The 21,508-nt window shown below is 57.4% G+C and carries 20 protein-coding genes; 11 read left to right on the top strand and 9 right to left on the bottom strand.

From position 1 onward, the window contains the following. A complete protein-coding gene (locus ACTG20_RS04660; protein ID WP_194495036.1) occupies nt 1–516 on the top strand; it encodes a protein disulfide oxidoreductase in 516 nt (171 codons plus the stop codon). A 62-nt stretch (nt 517–578) separates the two neighbouring features. On the opposite strand, the gene ACTG20_RS04655 is transcribed toward ACTG20_RS04660, so the two are convergent. Next, the gene (locus ACTG20_RS04655; protein ID WP_194495037.1) at nt 579–1,403 is read right to left on the bottom strand and encodes a LysR family transcriptional regulator; all 825 of its coding nucleotides are present in this window, start codon (nt 1,401–1,403) and stop codon (nt 579–581) included. Nucleotides 1,404–1,533: 130 nt separating this feature from the next. Here ACTG20_RS04655 and ACTG20_RS04650 point away from each other — a divergent pair, with 130 nt between their 5' ends. From ACTG20_RS04650 to ACTG20_RS04620, 7 genes are all read left to right on the top strand, one after another. Further along, a complete protein-coding gene (locus ACTG20_RS04650; RefSeq protein ID WP_194495039.1) occupies nt 1,534–2,412 on the top strand; it encodes an NAD(P)-dependent oxidoreductase in 879 nt (292 codons plus the stop codon). Continuing rightward, a complete protein-coding gene (locus tag ACTG20_RS04645) occupies nt 2,409–3,161 on the top strand; it encodes an SDR family NAD(P)-dependent oxidoreductase (RefSeq protein ID WP_194495041.1) in 753 nt (250 codons plus the stop codon). The genes ACTG20_RS04650 and ACTG20_RS04645 overlap by 4 nt, the downstream gene beginning before the upstream one ends. Nucleotides 3,162–3,441: 280 nt before the next feature. Further along, complete coding sequence (atcJ, locus tag ACTG20_RS04640; RefSeq protein ID WP_005343121.1) at nt 3,442–3,726, top strand: cold adaptation protein ActJcold adaptation protein ActJ; 285 nt, start codon at nt 3,442–3,444, stop codon at nt 3,724–3,726. Between the two features lie 23 nt (nt 3,727–3,749). Further along, nucleotides 3,750–4,292 (top strand): cold adaptation protein AtcA, encoded by a 543-nt coding sequence (atcA, locus tag ACTG20_RS04635; protein ID WP_194495043.1) that lies wholly within the window; start codon nt 3,750–3,752, stop codon nt 4,290–4,292. Between the two features lie 12 nt (nt 4,293–4,304). After that, nucleotides 4,305–5,072 carry a cold adaptation protein AtcB gene (gene atcB, locus ACTG20_RS04630; protein WP_005343119.1) on the top strand — a complete coding sequence of 256 codons (768 nt, stop codon included), beginning with the start codon at nt 4,305–4,307 and terminating at the stop codon, nt 5,070–5,072. Between the two features lie 11 nt (nt 5,073–5,083). After that, nucleotides 5,084–5,986, top strand: a complete 903-nt coding sequence (gene atcC / locus ACTG20_RS04625) for a cold adaptation protein AtcC (RefSeq protein WP_194495044.1) — start codon at nt 5,084–5,086, stop codon at nt 5,984–5,986. Between the two features lie 525 nt (nt 5,987–6,511). Further along, nucleotides 6,512–7,999: a peptide MFS transporter gene (locus tag ACTG20_RS04620; RefSeq protein WP_320628406.1), complete on the top strand. Its 1,488-nt coding sequence runs from the start codon at nt 6,512–6,514 to the stop codon at nt 7,997–7,999. A gap of 181 nt (nt 8,000–8,180) precedes the next feature. Here the strand turns inward: ACTG20_RS04620 and ACTG20_RS04615 are convergent, their stop codons facing one another. After that, the gene (locus ACTG20_RS04615) at nt 8,181–9,416 is read right to left on the bottom strand and encodes an MFS transporter (protein WP_194495048.1); all 1,236 of its coding nucleotides are present in this window, start codon (nt 9,414–9,416) and stop codon (nt 8,181–8,183) included. Nucleotides 9,417–9,539: 123 nt separating this feature from the next. Between ACTG20_RS04615 and ACTG20_RS04610 the strand changes: the two genes are divergently transcribed. Further along, nucleotides 9,540–10,448, top strand: coding sequence for a LysR family transcriptional regulator (locus ACTG20_RS04610; protein WP_194495049.1), 909 nt, complete (start codon nt 9,540–9,542; stop codon nt 10,446–10,448). Between the two features lie 713 nt (nt 10,449–11,161). Then, nucleotides 11,162–12,079, top strand: coding sequence for a hypothetical protein (locus tag ACTG20_RS04605; protein WP_100652708.1), 918 nt, complete (start codon nt 11,162–11,164; stop codon nt 12,077–12,079). A 44-nt stretch (nt 12,080–12,123) separates the two neighbouring features. Here ACTG20_RS04605 and parC read toward each other — a convergent pair whose 3' ends face one another. From parC to nudF, 7 genes are all read right to left on the bottom strand, one after another. Further along, nucleotides 12,124–14,418, bottom strand: coding sequence for a DNA topoisomerase IV subunit A (gene parC, locus ACTG20_RS04600; RefSeq protein ID WP_194495051.1), 2,295 nt, complete (start codon nt 14,416–14,418; stop codon nt 12,124–12,126). A gap of 17 nt (nt 14,419–14,435) precedes the next feature. Continuing rightward, entirely contained in the window at nt 14,436–15,137 is a 702-nt protein-coding gene (locus tag ACTG20_RS04595) for a DUF3800 domain-containing protein (RefSeq protein WP_194495053.1), read from the bottom strand. A gap of 154 nt (nt 15,138–15,291) precedes the next feature. Continuing rightward, the gene (gene parE / locus ACTG20_RS04590) at nt 15,292–17,202 is read right to left on the bottom strand and encodes a DNA topoisomerase IV subunit B (protein WP_194495054.1); all 1,911 of its coding nucleotides are present in this window, start codon (nt 17,200–17,202) and stop codon (nt 15,292–15,294) included. Between the two features lie 132 nt (nt 17,203–17,334). Beyond that, complete coding sequence (locus ACTG20_RS04585; protein WP_042081633.1) at nt 17,335–17,922, bottom strand: YqiA/YcfP family alpha/beta fold hydrolase; 588 nt, start codon at nt 17,920–17,922, stop codon at nt 17,335–17,337. A gap of 12 nt (nt 17,923–17,934) precedes the next feature. Next, entirely contained in the window at nt 17,935–18,753 is an 819-nt protein-coding gene (gene cpdA, locus ACTG20_RS04580) for a 3',5'-cyclic-AMP phosphodiesterase (protein WP_064339351.1), read from the bottom strand. A gap of 22 nt (nt 18,754–18,775) precedes the next feature. Continuing rightward, nucleotides 18,776–19,264: a DUF1249 domain-containing protein gene (locus ACTG20_RS04575; RefSeq protein WP_196783449.1), complete on the bottom strand. Its 489-nt coding sequence runs from the start codon at nt 19,262–19,264 to the stop codon at nt 18,776–18,778. Next, a complete protein-coding gene (gene nudF, locus ACTG20_RS04570; protein WP_064335385.1) occupies nt 19,227–19,868 on the bottom strand; it encodes an ADP-ribose diphosphatase in 642 nt (213 codons plus the stop codon). Before nudF ends, ACTG20_RS04575 begins: the two co-directional genes overlap by 38 nt. Before the next feature lie 304 nt (nt 19,869–20,172). On the opposite strand from nudF, the gene tolC reads away from it, so the two are divergent. Beyond that, the gene (gene tolC, locus ACTG20_RS04565) at nt 20,173–21,492 is read left to right on the top strand and encodes an outer membrane channel protein TolC (protein WP_021231688.1); all 1,320 of its coding nucleotides are present in this window, start codon (nt 20,173–20,175) and stop codon (nt 21,490–21,492) included. The last annotated feature ends 16 nt before the right edge of the window (nt 21,493–21,508 follow it).

Here is a 21,508-nt window from a genome sequence, read left to right as displayed (position 1 = left end):
ATGACTACCAACCCTCAACCCCGCTGGCGCCGCTGGGGCAAGGAGGCGCTCTGGCTGCTGTTGATGGCGCTGCTCATCTCGACCCTGCTGGATCTGTGGCGCAGCCCGACCCTGCCAGAGGGGGCGATGAGCGCCCCCGTCACCCTGCAGGATGGCAGCAGCACGGATCTCGCTACCTTAAGTCAAGGCAAGCCGCTGCTGGTCTACTACTGGGCCAGCTGGTGCGGGGTGTGCCGTTTCACCACCCCGGCGGTACAGCAGCTCTGGCAAGAGGGGGAAAACGTGCTGACGGTGGCACTGCGCTCCGGCAATTCGGAACAGTTAGCCAAGGGGATGAGCAAGAAGGGGCTCACCTTCCCGACCCACAACGACGAGTCGGGGGATCTGGCCGCCCAGTGGCAGGTGGGGGTCACCCCGACGTTTCTCGTCATCAAGGATGGGACGCTTGTGAGCAGCACCACCGGCTGGAGCTCGAAGTGGGGCTTGCAGCTGCGGCTCTGGTGGGCGTCGCTCTAGCCACGCGGCATCATTGCCTGCAACAGGGCCATCCCACCGGATGGCCCTTTTTTATGCCGACATCAGGCGGGGAGCTGCATCCCGCGCACCTGCTCCAACAGGGCGGCCACAGCCGCCGAGCGCAACGCATCGGGGGCGTAGCAGAGCCCTACCCGCCGCTTGAAGGAAGAAGCCGCCAGCTCGGCGACTGTACAACCGGGCGGACAGAGGGAACGGGGCAACCAGGCAATCCCCACTCCGGCGGCCACCATGGTTGCCGTCAGTCGCAGCGACCCCGCCCGCCGTGGATAGAGCGGCGCCTGATTGCCGAGAATGGCGATCAGCCGCAGGTGAGAGTCGTGACGCGGGCAGGTGACCCAGAGCTCGTCCGCCAGCTCAGCCGGGGTGAACGATCCCTTACCCGCCAGCGGATGATCCGGCGGAAGCACCAGCACGAACTCCTCCTCCAGCAGAGGGATAAAGAGCTCGTCGCCACAGCGCAGGGATTCACACCCCAGCCGCACATCGCCACAACAGCCCTCCTCCAGAGTCAGCAGGATCTCCTCGTGGGCGAGCGCCCCTTGCACCAGAGCCCCCACCACGCCATCGCCAAGGTCTGCCTCAATCCCCACCGTCAGCTCGAGGCAGGGGGAGGTTTCACGAAACTCGCGGGCGAGGGAATCGGTGTCGGCGATCAGCCGCTTGGCGCGGGGATAGAGCCGGTGCGCCGCTTCGGTCCCCTCCACCCCGCGCGCCTGCCGCACAAACAGGGTCACCCCCAGCTCATCCTCCAGCGTCTTGATGGTGGTGGAGAGGGTGGGCTGGGTAATGAAAAGACGGGTGGCCGCCGCCGTGATGTTGCGCTCCTCGAAGACAGCCACAAACGCACGCAGGGTTCGCACATCCATAGAATTCACCTATACCAGACAGTCATAAAAGCCATTTTTCACGGCGACACGGGGCAAATATAGTGGCTCGCCTGCCACAAGGCATCCCAATTATCTATATCAGCGTCTATCAACACAGCCAGGAGCCATCATGCGCCATCTCTCTGTCATCGGCCTCGGGGCCATGGGCTCCGCCCTCGCCACCACCCTGCTCAAGGCGGGCCATCCGGTCACCGCCTGGAATCGCAGCGCCGCCAAGGCAGCCCCGCTGCAAGCGCTGGGCGCGACACTCGCCCCCTCGGTTGGCGCGGCCATCGCTGCAAGCGATATCACCCTTGTCTGCGTCGATAACTACGCTGTCAGCCAGCAGTTGCTGGACGAGGTGAGCGATGCGGTTGCGGGCAAGCTGCTGGTGCAACTCTCCACCGGCAGTCCGCAGGGGGCCAGAGCGCTGGAGAGCTGGTGCCACACCCGCGGCGCCCGTTATCTCGATGGCGCCATCCTCTGCTTCCCGGATCAGATCGGCACCACTGACGCCAGCATCATCTGCTCGGGGGCCAGCACCGCCTTTAGCGACGCCGAGCCTGTGCTGCGCCTGCTCGCCCCCACCCTCGACCATGTGGCCGAGGCGGTGGGCGCCGCCGCGGCGCAAGATTGTGCCGTCGCAGCCTATTTTGCTGGCGGTCTGCTCGGGGCCCTGCACGGCGCGCTGATCTGCGAGGCGGAAGGACTACCGGTGGCCAAGGTGTGCGCCCAGTTCAGCGAACTCTCGCCGATCTTGGGGGGCGATGTGGCCCACCTTGGCAAGACGCTGGCGAGCGGCGATTTCGATCACCCCTACGCCAGCCTGAAAACCTGGAGCGCCGCCATCAGCCGCCTCGCCGGTCACGCCACCGATGCCGGGATCGACAGCCGCTTCCCGCGCTTTGCCGCCGATCTGTTTGAGGAAGGAGTGGCGCAAGGGTTTGGTCAGCAAGAGGTGTCGGCTCTCATCAAGGTGCTGCGGGCGCGCAATGGAGCAGCACAATGAACGAGCAGACCAACCAACCCCAAATTGCACTGATCACCGGCGCCGCTGGCGGGATTGGCCGCCAGCTCAGCATCGGGCTGGCCGAGGCGGGCTATCGGGTGATTGCCACCGATCTGGCCCCTCACGCTTTTGACCATCCCGAGATCCACTTTCATCCACTCGATCTGCGGGACGAGCAGGCCATCGTGCGGCTCTTTGCCGAGGTGCGCGCACAACATGGCGGCATCCACCTGCTGATCAACAACGGCGCCATCAGCAAGTTCCACACCCACTTCGAGGAGCTGAGCGCAGCCCAGTTCGATCAGGTGATGACGGTCAATGTGCGCGGCGCCATGCTCTGCGCCCGCGCCTTTGTTCAGGCCAACCGCGGGTTACCCTATGGCCGCATCATCAATATCGCCTCCACCCGCTGGCAGCAGAACGAACCGGGTTGGGATGCCTACGGCGCCTCCAAGGGGGCGCTGGTCGCCCTCACCCAGTCCCTCGCCAACTCGCTGGCCGACTACCCCATCACGGTCAATGCCATCAGCCCGGGCTGGATCCAGGCGGAGGATTACCACACCCTGACCGAGGCGGATCATCGCCAGCACCCGAGTGGCCGGGTCGGGCGCCCCGACGACATCACCCGCGCCTGCCTCTTTCTGGCGGATCCCCAGAACGACTTTATCAACGGCGCCAATCTGGTGGTCGATGGCGGGATGAGCAAGAAGATGATCTACCACACCTCCGCCTCCTTCTGGGAGGAGTAACCCCTGCGGCGGCAGCCTTACCCCGGCCTGCCGCCCATGCCTTTCCTGCCCGTTTTTTCATCGCTTTTGCCCCACCGCCCTTGCACTGGCCAGATCGACTGGCAACAATAGACGCTCAACTGACCCCTCTTCATCTCGCCCGTTAATTGATCGCCCAACTCATCGCGTTGGCGGGCTGTTTCCGTTAAAATGACGGGTTTTTGCCGTGCCTGGTTTGCCAATCCCCACCATCAGGCACTCGCAGCGTGAATCCTATGATGCCAGTGATGCAGGATCTGCCATGAACAACTACTTTCGGGTGCTGGGCGTCAAGTCCAACGCCAGCGAAAACGACATCAAGAAAGCCTATCGTCGGCTGTCAAACCAGTACCACCCCGACAAGCTGCACGGGGCCAGTGAAGAAGAGAAAGAGCAGGCAGCCATCAAGCTGCACCAGGTAAAGCAGGCCTATGAAGTGCTGTCCGATCCGAAACAGCGGGCCGCCTTTATCAAGGATTTCAACAACGTCATCGTGACCGACCCCGCCTCCGCCATGCAGGAGATGTGGGATCAGTTCTACCCCTGAAACAGCAGGCAGAAAGAGCAACTATGCAAAAGAGATGGGACCAGGCGCGGCTCAAGTCGCTGCAAAGCGATGCCGGCGAAAACATCGAATCCTACCGGGATCAGGACGACCCCAAGGGGCTGGAACAGTTCACCGACCAGATGAAAAGCCTGCTGCTGGCCGATATGAGCATGCTGGAGTTTATGCCCGAGTATCTGCCGCTGGCCCTCTATGGCCGGGTGCAGTTCCCGGCCAAGGCCAAGTCGCAGTGGAACAAGTGGCTCGCCAGCGGCGAGCAGCCGAGCTGGGACGAGTTCAAGGTGAGCGTCGGCTTCAACAACGCCGCCCTGCCGCTGGTCAAGGCAGTGCGGGCCCAGAGCGAAGATCAGCTGATGGAAGCCTGCGCCGTGCTGTTCCTGCTCGACAACCCGCTGCCGCGCGGTAGCCACCGTAGCGATGACGACTATGAGCTGCGCGACGAAGAAGATGAAGACGGGGAAGATGCCGACGCCGACTACCATGGCGGAAGTGACCGCTATGGTGATGACGACGGCGATCAGGATATGTACGACGAAGTCCGTTTCTAATTGGGGCAAGGCATGAGCAACAGTCTGATAGAAATTACCGCCATCGAGATCAAAGAGCTGGCCGTTATCGAGCCGAAGCAGGCCAGCGAGAAGTTCGAGCTGATCGCCAAGACCATGTCTGACGACCAGCTGGCAGAAGTGATTGAAAACATTGATATCGTTACCCTGACCCAGATTAACGGCCAGCACGACATCTCCTTCCCCTCCATCATCTCCGAGCTGATGACCCCGGAGCGGATCCGCGACATCGTCTGCCAGCAGCCGCTCTATTGGGAAGAGGCGATCAAGAACAACGCCGACGAGCTGCAACAGCACACCTTCGACTTCCTCAACTACCTGATCCGCACCCAGGATAGCGAAGCCAAGCAGCGCGAGATCCTCGAGTGCGTGGCCGAAGATCCAGCCGGTCTCTTCTACCTCGCCATCCCCTTTATCGAGTTCTATCGCGGCGATCGCTATGAAGAGGACGAAGGCTATCGCGACGTGCTGCACGCCGAAGAGGAAGATCTCGAAGAGTCCCTGCGCTACAGCGAGCGCCAGCAGAGCGAGGATGTCCACGACTACGCGCTGGATGACCCGAGAAGCCTGTTGATGCTCATTCGCGAGCTGGCCCCCGAGGTGGAGAAAGCCATCAAGGCGCTGCTGCGCAACGAGCACTCCAGCTGGGACGGCATCATCAACAAGTTTGCCGCCGAGCTGGTGATGCAGGCCAAAGAGAAGAACAAGGTCGAGGAAGACGAGTACGGCGACGTCGACGACATGTTCAGCTTTCTGGATTAAGGAGCCCATTCATGCAGTTAGTCATTCGCGATGCCAACCAGGGCCCCTTTCTGAGCCAGGTGCTGCGCTTTGGCCGCGACAACGAACTCTTGAGTCAGCAGCAGCTCGCCGCCATCAAGGGCAAGGCGGTGCTGATGAGCCTCAAATTCGCCGACAAGTACTACAACAAGTACAAGATGCACCTGCTGGAGCAGGCGGCCCACGACGTCATCGGCGTGGTGAGCCTCGGTCTGCAGGAGCTCTCGGCGCGGGATCCGGCCAAGGCGCTGGCGCTGCTGCAGGCGCCGGAAGGCCCTATCAAGCCGTTCCAGAAGGGCTGGTCGATGCTCATTACCGTCAGCCCCAAGCAGGCTGGCAACAGCCTCTACGGTGATGTGGATGCCCGCCTGCTGGACAAGATCTCGAGCCCGCCCGATGTGGAGGAGTGGCAAGGGTGGCAGGAGTACGAGAAGGCGCTGACCGAGCACAACAAGAGCCGCCTGATGGAACTCATCGACCAGCACTTCTTCGCCTGCGAGAGCGACCACCCCACCATGGAGGACAAGCTGGCCGAAGCGCTGCTCTACCGCATCCTCTGCGGCAAGGGCAGTGGCGCCGCCCCGCTCAAGGTGAAGCAGGATCTCAAGCGCAAACTGGCGCGGGAGATTGAGCTCGACGAGAGCTGGTACGACACCGACTACCTCGCCGCCCAGCTCGCCCTGATGCTGAGCGCGCTGCCCGCCGATATGGCCGCCGCCCTGCGTCAGGAGCTGAGCCCGGGCTTTGTGCCCAACCTGCTCCACACCCTCGGCTTTGTGCGCCAGTACCAGCTGCTGCAAAAAGAGAACGCCTCGCCGGAGAAGCTCGACAACGTCGAGATGCGCGCCGGTCTCAAGCACCCGCTGCTCGGCTGGCCGCTCTACCACGACTTCTAAGGCCGCTTTCACCGCCCATCAGTCGCACCACAACGCCCGGCCCGCCGGGCGTTGTTCTATCCTCCCCTCACCCTCTCCCAAGCAGAGAGGGAACACACGCAAGTCACCCTAGGGCTGCCCCTTCTCTTCCCGATATTTATTCACTCAATACCCGAGGATGAATAAACAACCTGCAATACAACAACTTGGCGACAGCTGCGTTTCGGGACAACAAAGTGGGACGCGGATCCCGCTACATGGCCATAATCGGCACTAAATAGCCGACTGGATCACATCAACCGTGCCGCAATCGCGTGGTAAGCCGAGCTAAAATCACGGCTCAATCACGCATAAAAAGGCGGAATAGATCAATAAAAAGCAATTAATCGCGCCGGATTAAATTTCAGGTATGGCTATTTGTACCGCTTGGCCGCTAAATGACAGACCGGCCTTCAGACCAGCATGGAAGCGCACAAGGCTAGCCGGCAGCAGACCGGTACGCTCTCAGGACGAGTAATGACTTTCTTCTCTCACAGGAGACAGACCGTGAGCGCTTCGAATCAACACCCCACCATTCCCCCCGGCTCCGGGGCGCTGTTCTTTATCCAGACCTTCTCGCCCCTGGGGTTTGCTGTGCTCTACTCCACCCTGGTGCTCTACGCCACCAAGCGGCTCGGCTTCAGTGAATCCCAGGCCAACGCCATGATGGGGGTCTTCGGGGCCTTCAACTATGGCCTGCACCTGTTTGGCGGCTATCTCGGCGGGCGCTACCTCAGTAACCGCAACCTGTTCGTGATGGGGATGGTGCTGCAGGTGATCGGCTGCTACTTCATCGCCGAGATGGGGATCACCGGCCTCTACTGGGGGCTCGCCATGTTCCTTACCGGCAGCGGCCTCAACGTCACCTGCCTCAACATGATGCTGACCCAGCGCTTCGCCCCGGATGATCACCGCCGCGAGAGCGCCTTCCTGTGGAACTACGCCGGGATGAATCTGGGCTTCTTTATCGGCTTCACGGTGGCGGGCTACTTCCAGCTCACCGAGGATTACCGCACCCTGTTCCTGTTTGCGACGCTGGGCAACATCATCGCCATCATCGCCACCTTCGCCTGCTGGCCCATTCTGGCGGATATCAGCACCCCGTTGCGCCATGTCAAAGGGAGCGGCTTCTACCGCCGCATGCTGGCCGGGATCGCCATTCTGGCCATGCTGGTGCCGGCGCTGCGCCTGCTGCTGACCCACGCCAGTTTCAGCGGCAGCTTCGTGCTGATCCTGGGCGCCGTGGTGCTGGTGCTGCTCTGCGTGATGACCGCCCGCCACCCGGACGCCGCCGAGCGCAGCCGCATGGTGGCTTACCTGATCCTCGCCCTTGGCTCCCTCATCTTCTGGTCGCTCTACCAGCTGGCGCCCATGGGGCTGATGCTCTTCTCCGAGCACAACATCAACCTCAACGTGTTCGGGCTGCGGGTCGCCCCCCAGTGGATCCAGAACATCAACACCCTCGTCATCGTTATCGGTGGCCCCTTGATGGCGCTGCTGTTCAAGCGACTGCGCGAACAGGGGTGGAATATCGATATCCCCTCCCAGTTTGCCGCCTCCCTGTTTTGCATGGGGCTCGGCATGCTGGTGCTGCCGATCGGCATTCATCTGGCGGGGGCCGACGGGCTGGTCGCCTTCAAGTGGATCGCCATCAGCTATGTGCTGCAGAGCTTTGGCGAGCTGCTGATCTCCCCCATCGGCTACGCCATGATTGGCAAGCTGGCCCCCGCCAGCTTGCAAGGCTTGATGATGGGCTGCTGGATGATGGTGACCGGCATCGCCTCGGTGCTGGCGGGCTATGTCTCCGGCGCCATGCCGCAAAATATCGGCAGCACCCCGGTCGCCACCAACCCGGGTTACAGCTCGGTATTCAATATGCTGGGCTGGGGTTCGCTGGCAGGCGGCGTGGTGTTGCTCCTGCTGGTGCCCCGCCTGCGCCAGCTGATCGCCTCCAAGATCACCCCGCCACCGGCGGCAACAGCCATTCCTGTCTAATTGGATTCGGGCCAGCCATTTCAGTGGCCCCTGCCAGCGCGAACGGTTGAATCAGCAACGCGGCTGATAATACAAGGGGCCCCGCCATCATGGATGGCGGGGCCCTCTTTTTTGGCGGGATGGATGACCCGCGTCTGGCTGGCGAGCCCCCGTTTAGGCTTCGTCAATCAAGCCTATTTCCCTACCGGTCTCGTTTCTCAAACATCCGATTTGGGGTTCCCAAACGCAGCAGCTTGAGCAATCGATATAGAAAAAGTGGCTGAATAATCGTCAACACTATGGTTAGCCAAGCCAATAGGGTTATGTTGCCAAGGTGACCATCGACATTTGTTAAAATCATCGAAGAGACGACGGCAGCCGAGCCACTGAATATATGTTGAAAAACATTTTGCAATGACATGAATCCCGCCCTTTCCCAAGGCGCTGCCACTTGACTATTAACAGCAGCTACGGTGATCGTTCGGGTCGATGTAACCACCATGAATAACGTGAAAATCACTATGGTCGGCAACCCAGGCTCATGCAAAAAACCATCCCAAACAACCGCTATCGTCAATGCCCCCATCAAAATCATCACTTTCATTGCGCCAAAACGGTCAATAAACAATCCACCAAGCTGCATTGAAAACAGGCTAAAAATGCCGCCCATGACATAGTACTGACTCATATCACCACGAGGGACATCAAGGTTAAATTGAAAATAAGCAGCTATGTTGGGAACAATAAGGAAGGTGCTGAAAATTGCCAACCCAATTGCCATAAACGCATTCAACACCACAGGTCGCTTCAACATTTCAATGGATGAAAAAGCCTTCTGGTTCAATCCCAAGTGGGCCGTCATTCTAGGCAGCCTTGTATATACCGCCACGCAGACACACAATCCCAAGCCACCTAAAACATAGAAAGGTGCACTCCATCCTTTTAACATTGCCAGCTCCAATCCCAACGGCACACCGGCAATCGCTGACAACGAAAACGCCCCCATCACGATGGCCATCGCTCGGCCACGTTGATCTATTGGTGTGGCATCCACAACGATCGCCAGAGCAATGGATGTTGCAGGGCCAGCAAACACACCGGCCAGCAAGCGGGTAAAGAATAAACTTTCCATATTCCATGCCAAAGCGCAGGCCCAAGTGGATAGCGTGATACCCAACAATGTGATCAGTGCAACATGCTTTCTATCAAATAGGTCGAGATATCTGGCACATAACAACGATGATAGTGCGGCTGCCAGTGCATACCCGCCTCCTAAATATCCTATATAGGTTGGACTTATATTTAGTGCACGAGATAAATCAGGCCCGAGAGGCATAATCATCATGAAATCAAGCGCACTGACCAATTGAATCAGTGCCGCCAACCAGACAACGTTAAAATCCATAACCGAACAATTACTGTGAGTTTTTTCACCCATATTATTTTCATCTAGCATAATAATGTTTACTCTCAATCTTTAGAGATAGAAAGTATACCCACTATCACATTTTAATTTTATTCGTTAAAATGGCATGAATTGTTATCAGATTAGGGATAATCAATGCGTACCGGCATGGAATTGAATGCGCTGAAGATTTTCATTGCAGTGGTTGAAAACAGCAGTTTTGTCGGGGCATCTAAAACCCTTCAAATCCCCACCTCAAATGTGAGCCGCAGTATTTCTCAATTGGAAGAAGCCTTGAACCTTCAACTGATTGAACGCTCAACCCGCCATATGAAGCTCACACAGTCAGGGCAACTGCTCTATACCCGAGTAAAACCACTGCTGGAATCACTGGAGCAAACCGAGGCTGAATTGACATCACAGCAGATTCAGCTGAAAGGGCCATTACGCATCTGCATCCCCAATGAGGCTGGGCCAAAACTGCTCGGTACTGCCATTGCCGACTTTGCCTGCCAACATCCTGAAATAACGATCAGCTGCATTACCAATCTCTCCGGACTTGAATCATTAAGAGAGGATTTGGACATGGCAATCATCATTCACAGAGGCAAGATGGATGATTGCGATTACATAGCCAGCCATTTGACCACCATTCCCTGTACTGTTGTTGGTTCCCCGTCATTGATCCAGAAGTGGGGGCTTCCCAACCACACATCACAACTCAAAACTCTCCCCTGCATAACTACGGTGAGTGCACTGAAAGGGATGCCTTGGCAATTTACTCGCACGAGCAGTGAATTTTCCACCATCCAGGTGAATGAACACTACCGGGTCAATAGTGGCGAACTGGCGTTAAAAGCAGCAATAGCCGGTGTAGGTTTTGCCATTCTTGCCAAAGTGTCTTGTCAAGAATTTATTGATAATGGCAGGTTAGTTGAAATTGAACTTGAGCTACCCGCCGCCCCATTGCAGTTGTTTGCTGTTTATGCGAACCGCCAATATCTACCGGCTAAAACTCGCTTATTTATTGAGTTCGTACGACAAAATATTATGAGCTATCAGTAGCTAAAACCAGCAAAGCCTCAACAGGTCAGACTGACTTTCAAGATATCAAAAAGGTGAGCTTACCAGATTTTATCACTCGCAAAAGTTTGATTGCGCTTCACTAATCAAAACTATGGCCTACATACAAATAAATTAGTGTTCAAGCCAACGATTTAAAAAATTAACAGTGAACATAACAGATAATGAACAAAGCAATACTTTATTTAATTCACTAACACCAAAGTAATTAGCAGTCATACCAGCAAGGAGACCCGAGGTAATAACGCCCACCATTCGTAAGATATTTTTCATTCAGTCATCTCATATGTATGATTTTTTGGAACACGACTAATATCACAGCGGATCCCAAACCTTTCATTTGAGAACAAAAGTGTATCAAATGAGAACCCTTCGCTCAGCAGCTTATTGATAACTATTCTCACCAAAGTACCGCTAAGATGGCCGAGACTGATTACTATGCGACCAGAGTGTAGGGTCGATTAGCGAAGCGTAATCGTCCACACCGCAATCCCAGTGGCGATGGACATAGAGAAGAGAGCAGCTGGCGCACCAACAGAATAGCGGCAACCTGTTTTCGCGAACATCTGATTACGCTTCGCTAATCAGACCTACAGCTCTGCAATCCAGCCTCTTACGGTTTCAGGCAAACCCCATACAGAGGTACACTATGGCGAGAATCGCACCTACCATCTTGATCACTCTTGGAAACAAGCATGAAACAACACTGGATAATCATTTTTCAAGGATTCTCGTTTGCTTTTCTTCTTGGGTTAATAATTGGAATGCTTGTTTTCATAACACCATCAGACCTATTTAATTGGTGGAAAGGAATTGATTGGAATGGACAAGGAGTTGCCAACGCTGGTGCATGGGTATCTGGATTAGCAACTATCCCCGCGGCTATATTCACTGGTTATTCTGCTTTTGCTGCATCTCGAGCTGCAAAAGCAGCTGAGGCATCCGCATCGCAGTGGCGTGACCAAACCACATATGACAATTTAATAGATAAAGCTATACATACAAAAATTCATATAAAATGGATTGAGTCGCATCTAAAGAATGCTTTTGGCAGAGATTCACGCTCTCGTTTTTTATGCTTACAACGCAAGGCCACAAAAGAATTTTTCGATGATCTCTTCGAAGCGCTTCATAATGGGTGGGATGATGATTATGCAGAGATGTTTATGAACATGGATATTCAGCTACAAAAAGTAGATGAAAGAGCTGAAGATTTCTTTATTACATTGGATTACACTATCGAACTAAGTAAATCAATAACCGCATGTAGCGATGAGGATTACTTATTGGTAAAAGAACGGTCTGAATATATAGTGTACGCACTTCCCTTTGTAAGAAAAATATTTCTAAAAATAAAAAATGCAGATTCTGATGATTTTTTAAATGATTCAGAAGAGAACATATTAATTGATATTGACTCCATATTTTTCACTAAGGATTCATCTCAGCATTACATAAAAGAAATAATCAACGATCTTTGGCTAATCAACAAATACATAGACTACTTGATAAGCAATAATAATTGTGACGCTTGGCTGTCACATAAAAAAGCATACCAGAAAGAGCGTGAGTCCATTCTTATGGAATCAAATAAAATATGGGCTAATACATAATTTCTCTCAAATAATAAGGGCGCTTTCGCGCCCTTCTATATTAATTACCCTTCCTGATTTTCCCCAGCTACCTGTTCGGCACCGGCTGCGGGTTCAATCTCGATGCGATCGACACGCTGCAAGCCACGGGGCAGCTTGGCGCCGCGACGGCCGCGCTCGCCGCGGTAGTAGTCAAGATCGGACGGTTTGAGGGTCAGCTTGCGCTTGCCGGCAAACAGGGTGACCGACTGACCCTGCGGGATGACGGCGGCCATCACCACAAACTCCTCCCGCGCCTTGACCCGAGCCGACGGAATGCTGATGAGCTTGTTACCCTTGCCCTTGCCGAGCACCGGCAAGGTATTGAGCGGGAACAGCAGCATCCGCCCTTCGTTGGAGATGGCCATGCAGAGATCGGTCTCCGGCGAGCCAATCTTCTGGGGTGCCATCACCTGACCCCCTTCCGGCACGGTGAGCAGCGCCTTGCCGTTCTTGTTCTTGCCGATGAGATCGTCATAGGTGCAGACAAAGCCGTAACCGGCGTCGCTGGCGATCAGATATGGCTCACCCTCGTTGCCCATCACCAGATGGCGCACCTCTTCACCTGCCCCCAGCGCAAAGCGGCCGGTGAGCGGTTCGCCCTGACTGCGCGCAGATGGCAGGGTGTGGGATTCGAGGGCGTAGGTTCTCCCCAACGTGGAGAGGAACACCGCCTGCTGGTTGCTGCGGCCACAGGCGTGGGCCAGATAGCTGTCCCCCGCCTTGTAGGAGAGCCCCGCCACATCGACATCGTGGCCCTTGGCGGCGCGCACCCACCCCTTGTCGGAGAGGATGACGGTGACCGGTTCGCTGGGCACCAGCTCTTTCTCGGTCAGCGCCACGGCGGTAGCCCGCTCCACCAGCGGGGTGCGGCGATCGTCGCCGTACTTCTCGGCATCGGCCAGCAGCTCTTTCTTGAGCAGGGTGTTGAGACGACGCTCGGAGCCCAGAATGAGCTCCAGCTTGTCGCGCTCTTGCGCCAGTTCATCCTGTTCGGCGCGCAGCTTGAACTCTTCGAGCTTGGCCAGATGGCGCAGTTTCAGCTCGAGGATCGCTTCGGCCTGGGTCTCGGTAATGTTGAAGCGCTCCACCATCACCTTGCCCGGCTCATCCTCGGTGCGGATGATCTCGATCACTTCGTCGATGTTGAGGTAGGCAATCAGCAAGCCTTCGAGGATGTGCAGGCGAGCCAGCACCTTGTCGAGGCGGAACTGCAGGCGGCGACGCACCGTCTCGCGGCGGAACTGGATCCACTCGCTGAGGATGGTCTTGAGGCACTTCACCTGCGGCCGGTTGTCGAGGCCGAGGATGTTGAGGTTGACCCGGTAGTTCTTCTCCAGATCCGTGGTGGCGAACAGGTGGGCCATCAGCCCCTCCACATCCACCCGGTTGGAGCGCGGCACGATCACCAGACGGGTCGGGTTCTCGTGGTCCGATTCATCGCGCAGGTCGGTGACCATCGGCAGCTTTTTCGCCACCATCTGGGCGGCGATCTGCTCCATGATCTTGGCGCCGGAGGCCTGATGGGGCAGCGCAGTGATGACGATATCGCCATCCTCCTCGCTCCAGACCGCCCGCTGCTTGATGGAGCCCTTGCCGGTCTCGTAGATTTTGCGGATATCGTCGCGCGGAGTGATGATCTCGGCGTTGGTCGGGTAGTCCGGCCCCTGAATGTGCTGCATCAACACATCCAGCCCCGCATTGGGGTTGTCGAGCAACTCGGCACAGGCGTAGGCCACTTCCCGCGCGTTGTGGGGCGGGATGTCGGTCGCCATGCCCACCGCGATACCGGTCACCCCGTTGAGCAGGATGTGCGGCAGACGGGCGGGCAGCACCACCGGCTCCTTCATGGTGCCGTCGAAGTTCGGCGTCCACTCCACCGTGCCTTGCCCCAACTCGGAGAGCAGCAGCTCGGAGAAGCGCGACAGGCGCGCTTCGGTATAACGCATGGCCGCGAAGGATTTGGGATCGTCTGGCGCACCCCAGTTACCCTGACCGTCCACCAGCGGGTAGCGGTAGGAGAAGGGCTGGGCCATCAGCACCATGGCTTCATAACAGGCGCTGTCGCCGTGGGGGTGGTACTTACCCAGCACGTCACCCACGGTACGGGCGGATTTCTTGTGCTTGGACAGTGCAGATAGCCCCAACTCGCTCATGGCGTAGATGATGCGCCGCTGCACCGGTTTGAGGCCATCGCCGATATGCGGCAGGGCCCGATCCATGATGACGTACATGGAGTAGTTCAAGTAAGCCTGTTCGGTAAAGGTGCGCATTGGCTGGCGCTCTACCCCGTCCAGACTGAGCTCGATAGCATCACTCATTGGCCCAGCTCTCCATATCAAGCTTTGACATAAAGACCATGTTCGACTCCACCTTCGGAGTCGAAACAACCCTTGATTAGGCTGTAGAATCGATCGTCCTGGTGTTCATAAAATCGGAACAGAGCGAAGGCAACCATGTCTGCCAGCTGGATCAAGCGCGAAGCCTTAGAGTCCAGAAACACAGGTACTTCCGCATAATTTTTCGTTGTTCCCCATGAATGCCCTGCATATTTGAACTCTCTTGCCAACGACTGGATCCGTCGCTCCGTTGACGATTTATCCAGTAACATCAGCCCTCTCTGGCCATCACTGTTCTTGGCATATAAGCGCTTCAAGAACAGATCGAACCTGCTGACCAACTGCTCAAAAGCATGTTCGACAGGGTCAACGCCGCTGATTTTGGTCTTGTCGATAACTGCCCCAAACAATCGTAAGTGATTGCCAAAATGGGCTACAACGCCCTCCTTTAAGACATCATCCATAGCTGTCAGGCGTTGTTCCAAGGGAAATTTTTTCCATCCCTCTCGCCCAGCTCGCATAGGCGAACCATGTAATTCAATTGCCCAAGGATCTTGGGAATAGAAGCGTTCAGCGATGGTATTAAGGGATTGCTCGACCCAATGTGTTTTGCGTTCAAAGATAGCGACACCGGCCAAGATAAAATAACGCTGATTTGGATCGGTAACCGCCCCTGATTCGTCTATGTAGAGCAGATGCATTTTGCGCTCCTAAAAAAAACGGGCCGTGTAAACACGGCCCGTTGTGAGAGGTAAGCCGAGAGGATTAGTACTCCTAGACACCGCATAATGGTCAGCGTCAACTCGACTCAGGCCTGAGTCTAAAAAATTTTTTATCGTTCTGCAAGCATGGTAGTCAGATTACGGCAAGGTTACCCTTCTCTTCCAGCCACTCACGGCGATCGCTCGCCCGCTTCTTGGCCAGCAGCATGTCCATCAGCTGCAGGGTCTCGTCAGCCGCATCCCCTTCGCTCTCCCCTGCCGGCTCCATGGTGAGCTGCACCAGACGGCGGGTGTTGGGATCCATGGTGGTTTCCCGCAGCTGTTTCGGGTTCATCTCACCCAGCCCCTTGAATCGGGTCACCATCACCTTGCCTTTCTTCTTCTCGGCCTCGACCCGCTGCAACACGCCGTTCTTCTCGTCCTCGTCGAGGGCGTAGTAGACCTCTTTACCGATATCGATCCGGTAGAGGGGCGGCATGGCGACGTAGACGTGGCCCTTCTCCACCAGCGTGCGGAAATGTTTCACGAACAGGGCGCAGAGCAGGGTGGCGATGTGCAGACCGTCCGAGTCCGCATCCGCGAGGATGCACACCTTGCCGTAGCGCAAGCCGCTGAGATCCTCGGAGTCGGGGTCAAGACCGATAGCGACCGAGATATCGTGAACTTCTTGCGAGGCGAGCACCTGACCGGCCTCCACCTCCCAGGTGTTCAGGATCTTACCGCGCAGCGGCATGATGGCCTGAAACTCGCGATCCCGCGCCTGCTTGGCACTGCCGCCCGCGGAGTCACCCTCCACCAGGAACAGTTCGCCCTGCATGGGGTCGGCGCAGTTACAGTCGGTCAGCTTGCCGGGCAGGGCCGGGCCTTGGGTAATCTTCTTGCGCACCACCGTCTTGGCGGCGCGCATCCGGCGCTGGGCGCTGCTGATGCAGATCTCGGCGATCTGCTCCGCCAGCTCGGTATTGCTGTTCAGATAGAGGCTGAAGGCATCCTTCACCACGCCGGAGACAAACGCCGAGCTCTGGCGGGAGGAGAGGCGCTCCTTGGTCTGACCGGCAAACTGCGGATCCTGCATCTTGATGGAGAGGATGTAGGCGCAGCGATCCCAGATATCTTCCGGCGTCAGCTTGACCCCGCGTGGCAAGAGGTTGCGGAACTCGCAGAACTCGCGCATGGCGTCGAGCAGCCCCTGACGCAGACCGTTGACGTGAGTACCACCCTGCGCGGTGGGAATGAGGTTCACATAGGATTCGGCGAGACATTCGCCCCCTTCCGGCAACCAGCAGAGCGCCCAGTCCACCGCCGACTGTTCGGAGCTGAACGAGCCGATAAAGGGCTGCTCCGGCAGGCAGGTGAACTGCTTGACCGCGTCGACCAGATAATCCTTGAGGCCATCTTCGTAGCACCACTCCAGCTTGATGCCGGTGTTCTTGTCGAGGAACTTGATGGTGAGGCCGGGGCAGAGCACGGCCTTGGCTTTGAGCAGGTGCTCCAGCTTGGTGACCGAGAACTTGGGTGAATCGAAGTAGCTCGCCTGCGGCCAGAAGCGCACCCGGGTGCCGGTGTTGCGGCGGCCGCAGGTGCCGGTGATGGTCAGCTCCTGCACCTTCTCGCCGCGCTCGAAGGCGATGTCATAGACCTGACCGTCGCGACGTACCGTCACCTCGACCCGATCGGAGAGGGCGTTTACGACCGAAATACCCACCCCGTGCAAACCGCCGGAGAACTGGTAGTTCTTGTTGGAGAATTTGCCGCCCGCGTGCAGCTTGCAGAGGATCAGCTCCACCCCGCTGACCCCCTCTTCCGGGTGGATATCGACCGGCATGCCGCGGCCGTCGTCGATCACTTCGAGGGACTGGTCTTCATGCAGGATCACCTCCAGATTGCGGGCGTGACCTGCCAGCGCTTCATCGACGCTGTTGTCGATGACCTCCTGGCCGAGGTGGTTGGGCCGGGTGGTGTCGGTATACATGCCGGGGCGGCGACGCACCGGCTCAAGGCCATTGAGGACCTCAATGGCATCCGCATTGTATTGAGTAGACATGGAGGGCCTTGCGAATTGACGTTTGGAGGGAATCTTAACTGCTAGGCGGGGGTAGAACAAACTCCCCGCACCGAAAGCTTGATCTGGAGAAGAACAAGCAGGGCGAGACCGCCCTTATTGACTCAAACCTGACTATAACCCGAGGAAACGGATGATCTGGGCGGGGTAGCGCTCGAACGCCACAAAGGCGTGGTTGCCGCCGCACTCCAGCGAGAGGCGGGCAAAGCGGTATTCATCCAGCGCCTTGCGATAGTCGAGCACCTCATCCCCCTGCTGTTGCAGGATCCAGAGTCGCTCCGGCGCCGTCACCGGTACCGCCAGTGCCCGCAGCTCATCCATATGTTCAGGCCGCAGTTCGTACTGCTCACCCGTATAGGGATTGGTCTGGGGGCCGAGGTAGTCGCAAAGCAGCTCATGCGGGCGCACCGCCGGATTGATCAGTGCAGCGCGGCAACCGTACTGCTCGCTCACCCGGGTCGCCATAAAGCCGCCGAGGGAGCTGCCCACGGCGCCAAGCTTGAATTCACTACCATAACGACCCTGCAGATCGGCAATGGTCTGCTCGATGGCCGCCCAGGCCGCCGCTGGCGTATTGGGCTGGGCCGGAATGATCACTTCGATGTCGGGCCGGTTGGCGGCCACCCAAGCAGCCATCTGCTGCGCCTTGGCGGAGCCCGGTGAGGAGTTGAAACCGTGCAGATAAAGGAGAACCGACTTCATGGAATGCTCTCCTCAATAACCGGTGGCGTTGGGGTCGGGCACAAACTGCCCCACCGGCAGGCGCCACACCTCGCTGGCCACCCGCCCATCCGGATAGAGGGTGAGATAGCGCCAGCCCGGGCCGGATTCATCCAGCGCAAAGCCATCAGAAAGCGGTTTGAACTGGATGCAGGTCGATGGGCTGGCAATCAGCCGCACCCCGCGGTGCACCTCGTCAAACTCCTGATGGACGTGGCCAAACAGGATGGTCTTCTGCTGCGGATGACGAGCCAGCACGGCAAACAGATCATCGGCATTCTTGAGATTATGCTGATCCAGCCAGGCGCAGCCCACCGGCACCGCCTGATGGTGCAGGGTGATAAGGGCGTGGCGATCAGGATATTGGCGCAGAGCACGGTCGAGGGCGGCCAGCTGGTGATCGCCAATCATGCCGTGAGGTTTGCCGCGCACCTGAGTGTCGAGCAGGATCACCTGCCAGTGGTCGCCCACCAGTTGCTTGGATTCACTGATCCCGGCGGCATGGAGATATTCGGTCATCAGCGGGCTGTCATCGTGATTGCCCGGCAGCCAGTAGATGGGGCGGCCAAGGGGCGCCATCATGGAGGCGAAACGCTGATAGGATTCCGGGCTGTGATCCTGCGACAGATCGCCGGTCGCCAGAATCACATCGTAGGGGTGTTCATTAGCCTGCACCTGTTCCAGCACGGCGGCCAGACTCTCTGCGGTGCGCACAGCCAACAGCCGCCCTTCGGCACTCGCGAAGAGGTGGGTGTCGGTAATTTGCAACAGGCGCACACTGCCGTCCTGCGCCTGGGGGAGCTCTGTTTCCAAAATCACGCTTCTTTTTATTTGTTCAACTGGAGATATTGATCGGGCTGGTACCATGTCTGAGACAAAATTTTAGCCATTCGGCCAGAAACAGATTTACCTGCTCCTTTTCGTCCCGCTGGTGCATCTTTTTATTGGGATAATCATAACGTGGTTGCAAACGGGAAATCTGTTGCGCTGCACACACTTCCGCCATCCGCACATCATGATACAAACGAATCTCTATCTGAGCTTGTAAATATTCGGGCAATTCGGGGTTGTGCTGGCTCAGGATCACCTGATTGGTGAAGCGACTCTCGCCAATGATGGTGAGCTGGAACTGCAGATCGTTGCCGACCCGATAGCGGCGCTCGGCGCCGACTTCCCCATCTGGCGGCAACAGCTTCATCAGCGCCATATAGTTGACCTCGCAGGTACGCTGCAAGGACATCAGATCAGGCACATAGCGCCTGCTCTGTTGCAGAGTCAGCGCCACCTCAGCGATCCGCCAGCCAGCGGGCGCGCAGCTCGCCATGGTTGAGGGCCAACCACTGCAGGGCAATGACCGAGGCCGCATTGTCGATGCGTCCCTCTTTGAGCCAGGCGTAGGCCTGTTCGCGGCTCACCACGTGCACCCGGATATCCTCGCCTTCATCAGCCAGACCGTGCAGGCCGCTCGCCTTGCTGGCATCCACCTCGCCCACAAAGACCTCGATCCGCTCGGTGCTGCCGCCCGGGCTCACCAGATAGCTGATGGCATGCTCGCAGCGGGCAACCTCGATCCCGGCCTCTTCCACCGCTTCGCGACGCACCACCGCCTCGGCGGTCTCCCCTTCGTCGATGATGCCGGCCACCAGCTCCAGCAGCCAGGGGGTCGGGCTGGTCTCCATGGCGCCGATACGGAACTGCTCCACCAACACTATCTGGTCGCGCACTGGATCATAGGGCAGCAGCGCGGCGGCATGGCCCCGCTCGAACAGCTCGCGCACGATGGGCTGGTTCCAGCCGCCCGCAAATAACCGATGCTGCAGACGATAGACATTCACCTTGAAGAAGCCGTTATATCCAGCTGATTTTTCAATGATTTTCACATCATCGGCGGCGTAATGCCGATCTTGCGGCAAGGGTTGCTGCGACATCCGGGGCTCCCGTCAGCTTGACTTGTATCAGTTTGACCATAAAATCCGAGGAACATGAATGAACGTTCATTCACTCGACGTGCCATGGTAATGAGGGGTGGATTTTAGCAGCCACAGACCATTTGGCTAGGCGCGCGGGGAGAAAACTGCGTCCGGTTCTTGACGTTCCCGTCACCGGACCTGAGACTCTTAGCATTAAATTTTGCTTATAGTAGAGTGATTAAGCTGCAATCAAGCTTGGTCGGTGACAATATTTGCCTCTCCAGCAACCAGTTTGGGTTACTACATAAGGTTAAAACGATCTATGAAAAGAACACTTTTGTCAGTCATGGTGTTGCTGGGCGTCAGTGCCGGTGCCCATGCCGAAAACCTGCTCGACATCTACCAGCAAGCCCAGATCAAAGACCCGCAGTTGCTGCAGTCCAAAGCCGTTCGCGACCAGGCCTTCGAGAAGATCAACGAATCCCGTGCCCCTCTGCTGCCCCAGATCGATCTGGGTGCCGGGCTCAATTATCTGCAAAACAAGAACGATACCCAGAGCAATACCAACGCCAAGGGTGAAGTGACGCTGTCGCAATCCCTCTATCGTCGCAGTAACTGGGTCAATCTGGATATCAGCGAGAAGCAGGCCACCCAGTCAGATGTCGCCTACAACCTCGAGATCCAGAACCTGATGGTGCGCACCGCCAAAGCCTACTTTGATGTGCTCAAGGCGATGGATACCCTGGAGTTCGTCCGTGCCAACAAGGTTGCCGTAGAGCGTCAGCTGGAGCAAACCCAGCAGCGTTTCGAAGTGGGCCTGACCGCCATCACCGACGTCCATGAAGCCGAAGCCTCCCGCGACCAGGCGTTGGCCGACGAGATCAATGCCGAAAACTCGCTGGACAACAGCTACGAGACCCTGCGCGAGCTGACCGGTATCGATCACCGCAATCTGGACGTGCTGAACACCGATCGTTTCAGCCCGCAGAAGACCGCCTTCGGCTCCGACAAGTGGCTGGAGCTGGCGCTGGACAAGAACCTGCAACTGCACAGTGCCCGCATCAGCAAGGACATTGCCAAGGAGCAGATCGATCTGGCCAAAACCGGCCATGAGCCGACGCTGGATCTGGGTGCCGGACTGCAAACCAGCAATACCGATTACAAGCTGGATAGCATGCCGGGCGGCAATGACAATCAGGCCAATATCGGTCTGACCTTCAAGCTGCCCATCTACAGCGGTGGCGCCACCAGCTCCAAGGTGAAGCAGGCCCAGTACAACTACGTGGCGGCCAGCGAACTGCTGGAGAAGAACTTCCGCTCGGTGCAGAGCACAGTGCGCTCCTCCTACAACAACGTGAACGCCAGCATCGGCTCGGTGCGCGCCTACAGCCAGTCTGTGGTCTCCGCCGACAGCGCCCTGAAGGCGACCGAAGCCGGTTACGAAGTGGGTACCCGTACCATCGTCGACGTGCTGGACTCTACTCGCAAGCTGTACGAGGCCAAGCAGAAGCTCTCCGAAGCCCGTTACAACTACATCCTCAATATCCTGAGCCTGAAACAGGCTGCCGGTATTCTGGAAGCGCAGGATCTGGTGGAAGTGAACCAGGGCCTGATGCCCGCCACGGCAAAAGCCAAAGGCTGATAGCCGCTATCGGACA

Source organism: Aeromonas sp. 84A (assembly GCF_051919345.1).
GTDB lineage: Bacteria > Pseudomonadota > Gammaproteobacteria > Enterobacterales > Aeromonadaceae > Aeromonas > Aeromonas veronii.
The sequence above is the reverse complement of the archived record's forward strand: the minus strand, read 5'-3'. Positions and strand labels throughout refer to the sequence as shown.

Bases quoted from the DNA above. Each gene is read 5' to 3' on its own strand.
- ACTG20_RS04660 (WP_194495036.1), top strand. From the start codon at position 1: ATGACTACCAACCCTCAACCCCGCTGGCGCCGCTGGGGCAAGGAGGCG.
- ACTG20_RS04655 (WP_194495037.1), bottom strand. From the start codon at position 1,403: ATGGATGTGCGAACCCTGCGTGCGTTTGTGGCTGTCTTCGAGGAGCGC.
- ACTG20_RS04650 (WP_194495039.1), top strand. From the start codon at position 1,534: ATGCGCCATCTCTCTGTCATCGGCCTCGGGGCCATGGGCTCCGCCCTC.
- ACTG20_RS04645 (WP_194495041.1), top strand. From the start codon at position 2,409: ATGAACGAGCAGACCAACCAACCCCAAATTGCACTGATCACCGGCGCC.
- atcJ (WP_005343121.1), top strand. From the start codon at position 3,442: ATGAACAACTACTTTCGGGTGCTGGGCGTCAAGTCCAACGCCAGCGAA.
- atcA (WP_194495043.1), top strand. From the start codon at position 3,750: ATGCAAAAGAGATGGGACCAGGCGCGGCTCAAGTCGCTGCAAAGCGAT.
- atcB (WP_005343119.1), top strand. From the start codon at position 4,305: ATGAGCAACAGTCTGATAGAAATTACCGCCATCGAGATCAAAGAGCTG.
- atcC (WP_194495044.1), top strand. From the start codon at position 5,084: ATGCAGTTAGTCATTCGCGATGCCAACCAGGGCCCCTTTCTGAGCCAG.
- ACTG20_RS04615 (WP_194495048.1), bottom strand. From the start codon at position 9,416: ATGGGTGAAAAAACTCACAGTAATTGTTCGGTTATGGATTTTAACGTT.
- ACTG20_RS04610 (WP_194495049.1), top strand. From the start codon at position 9,540: ATGCGTACCGGCATGGAATTGAATGCGCTGAAGATTTTCATTGCAGTG.
- ACTG20_RS04605 (WP_100652708.1), top strand. From the start codon at position 11,162: ATGAAACAACACTGGATAATCATTTTTCAAGGATTCTCGTTTGCTTTT.
- parC (WP_194495051.1), bottom strand. From the start codon at position 14,418: ATGAGTGATGCTATCGAGCTCAGTCTGGACGGGGTAGAGCGCCAGCCA.
- ACTG20_RS04595 (WP_194495053.1), bottom strand. From the start codon at position 15,137: ATGCATCTGCTCTACATAGACGAATCAGGGGCGGTTACCGATCCAAAT.
- parE (WP_194495054.1), bottom strand. From the start codon at position 17,202: ATGTCTACTCAATACAATGCGGATGCCATTGAGGTCCTCAATGGCCTT.
- ACTG20_RS04585 (WP_042081633.1), bottom strand. From the start codon at position 17,922: ATGAAGTCGGTTCTCCTTTATCTGCACGGTTTCAACTCCTCACCGGGC.
- ACTG20_RS04575 (WP_196783449.1), bottom strand. From the start codon at position 19,264: ATGGCGAGCTGCGCGCCCGCTGGCTGGCGGATCGCTGAGGTGGCGCTG.
- nudF (WP_064335385.1), bottom strand. From the start codon at position 19,868: ATGTCGCAGCAACCCTTGCCGCAAGATCGGCATTACGCCGCCGATGAT.
- tolC (WP_021231688.1), top strand. From the start codon at position 20,173: ATGAAAAGAACACTTTTGTCAGTCATGGTGTTGCTGGGCGTCAGTGCC.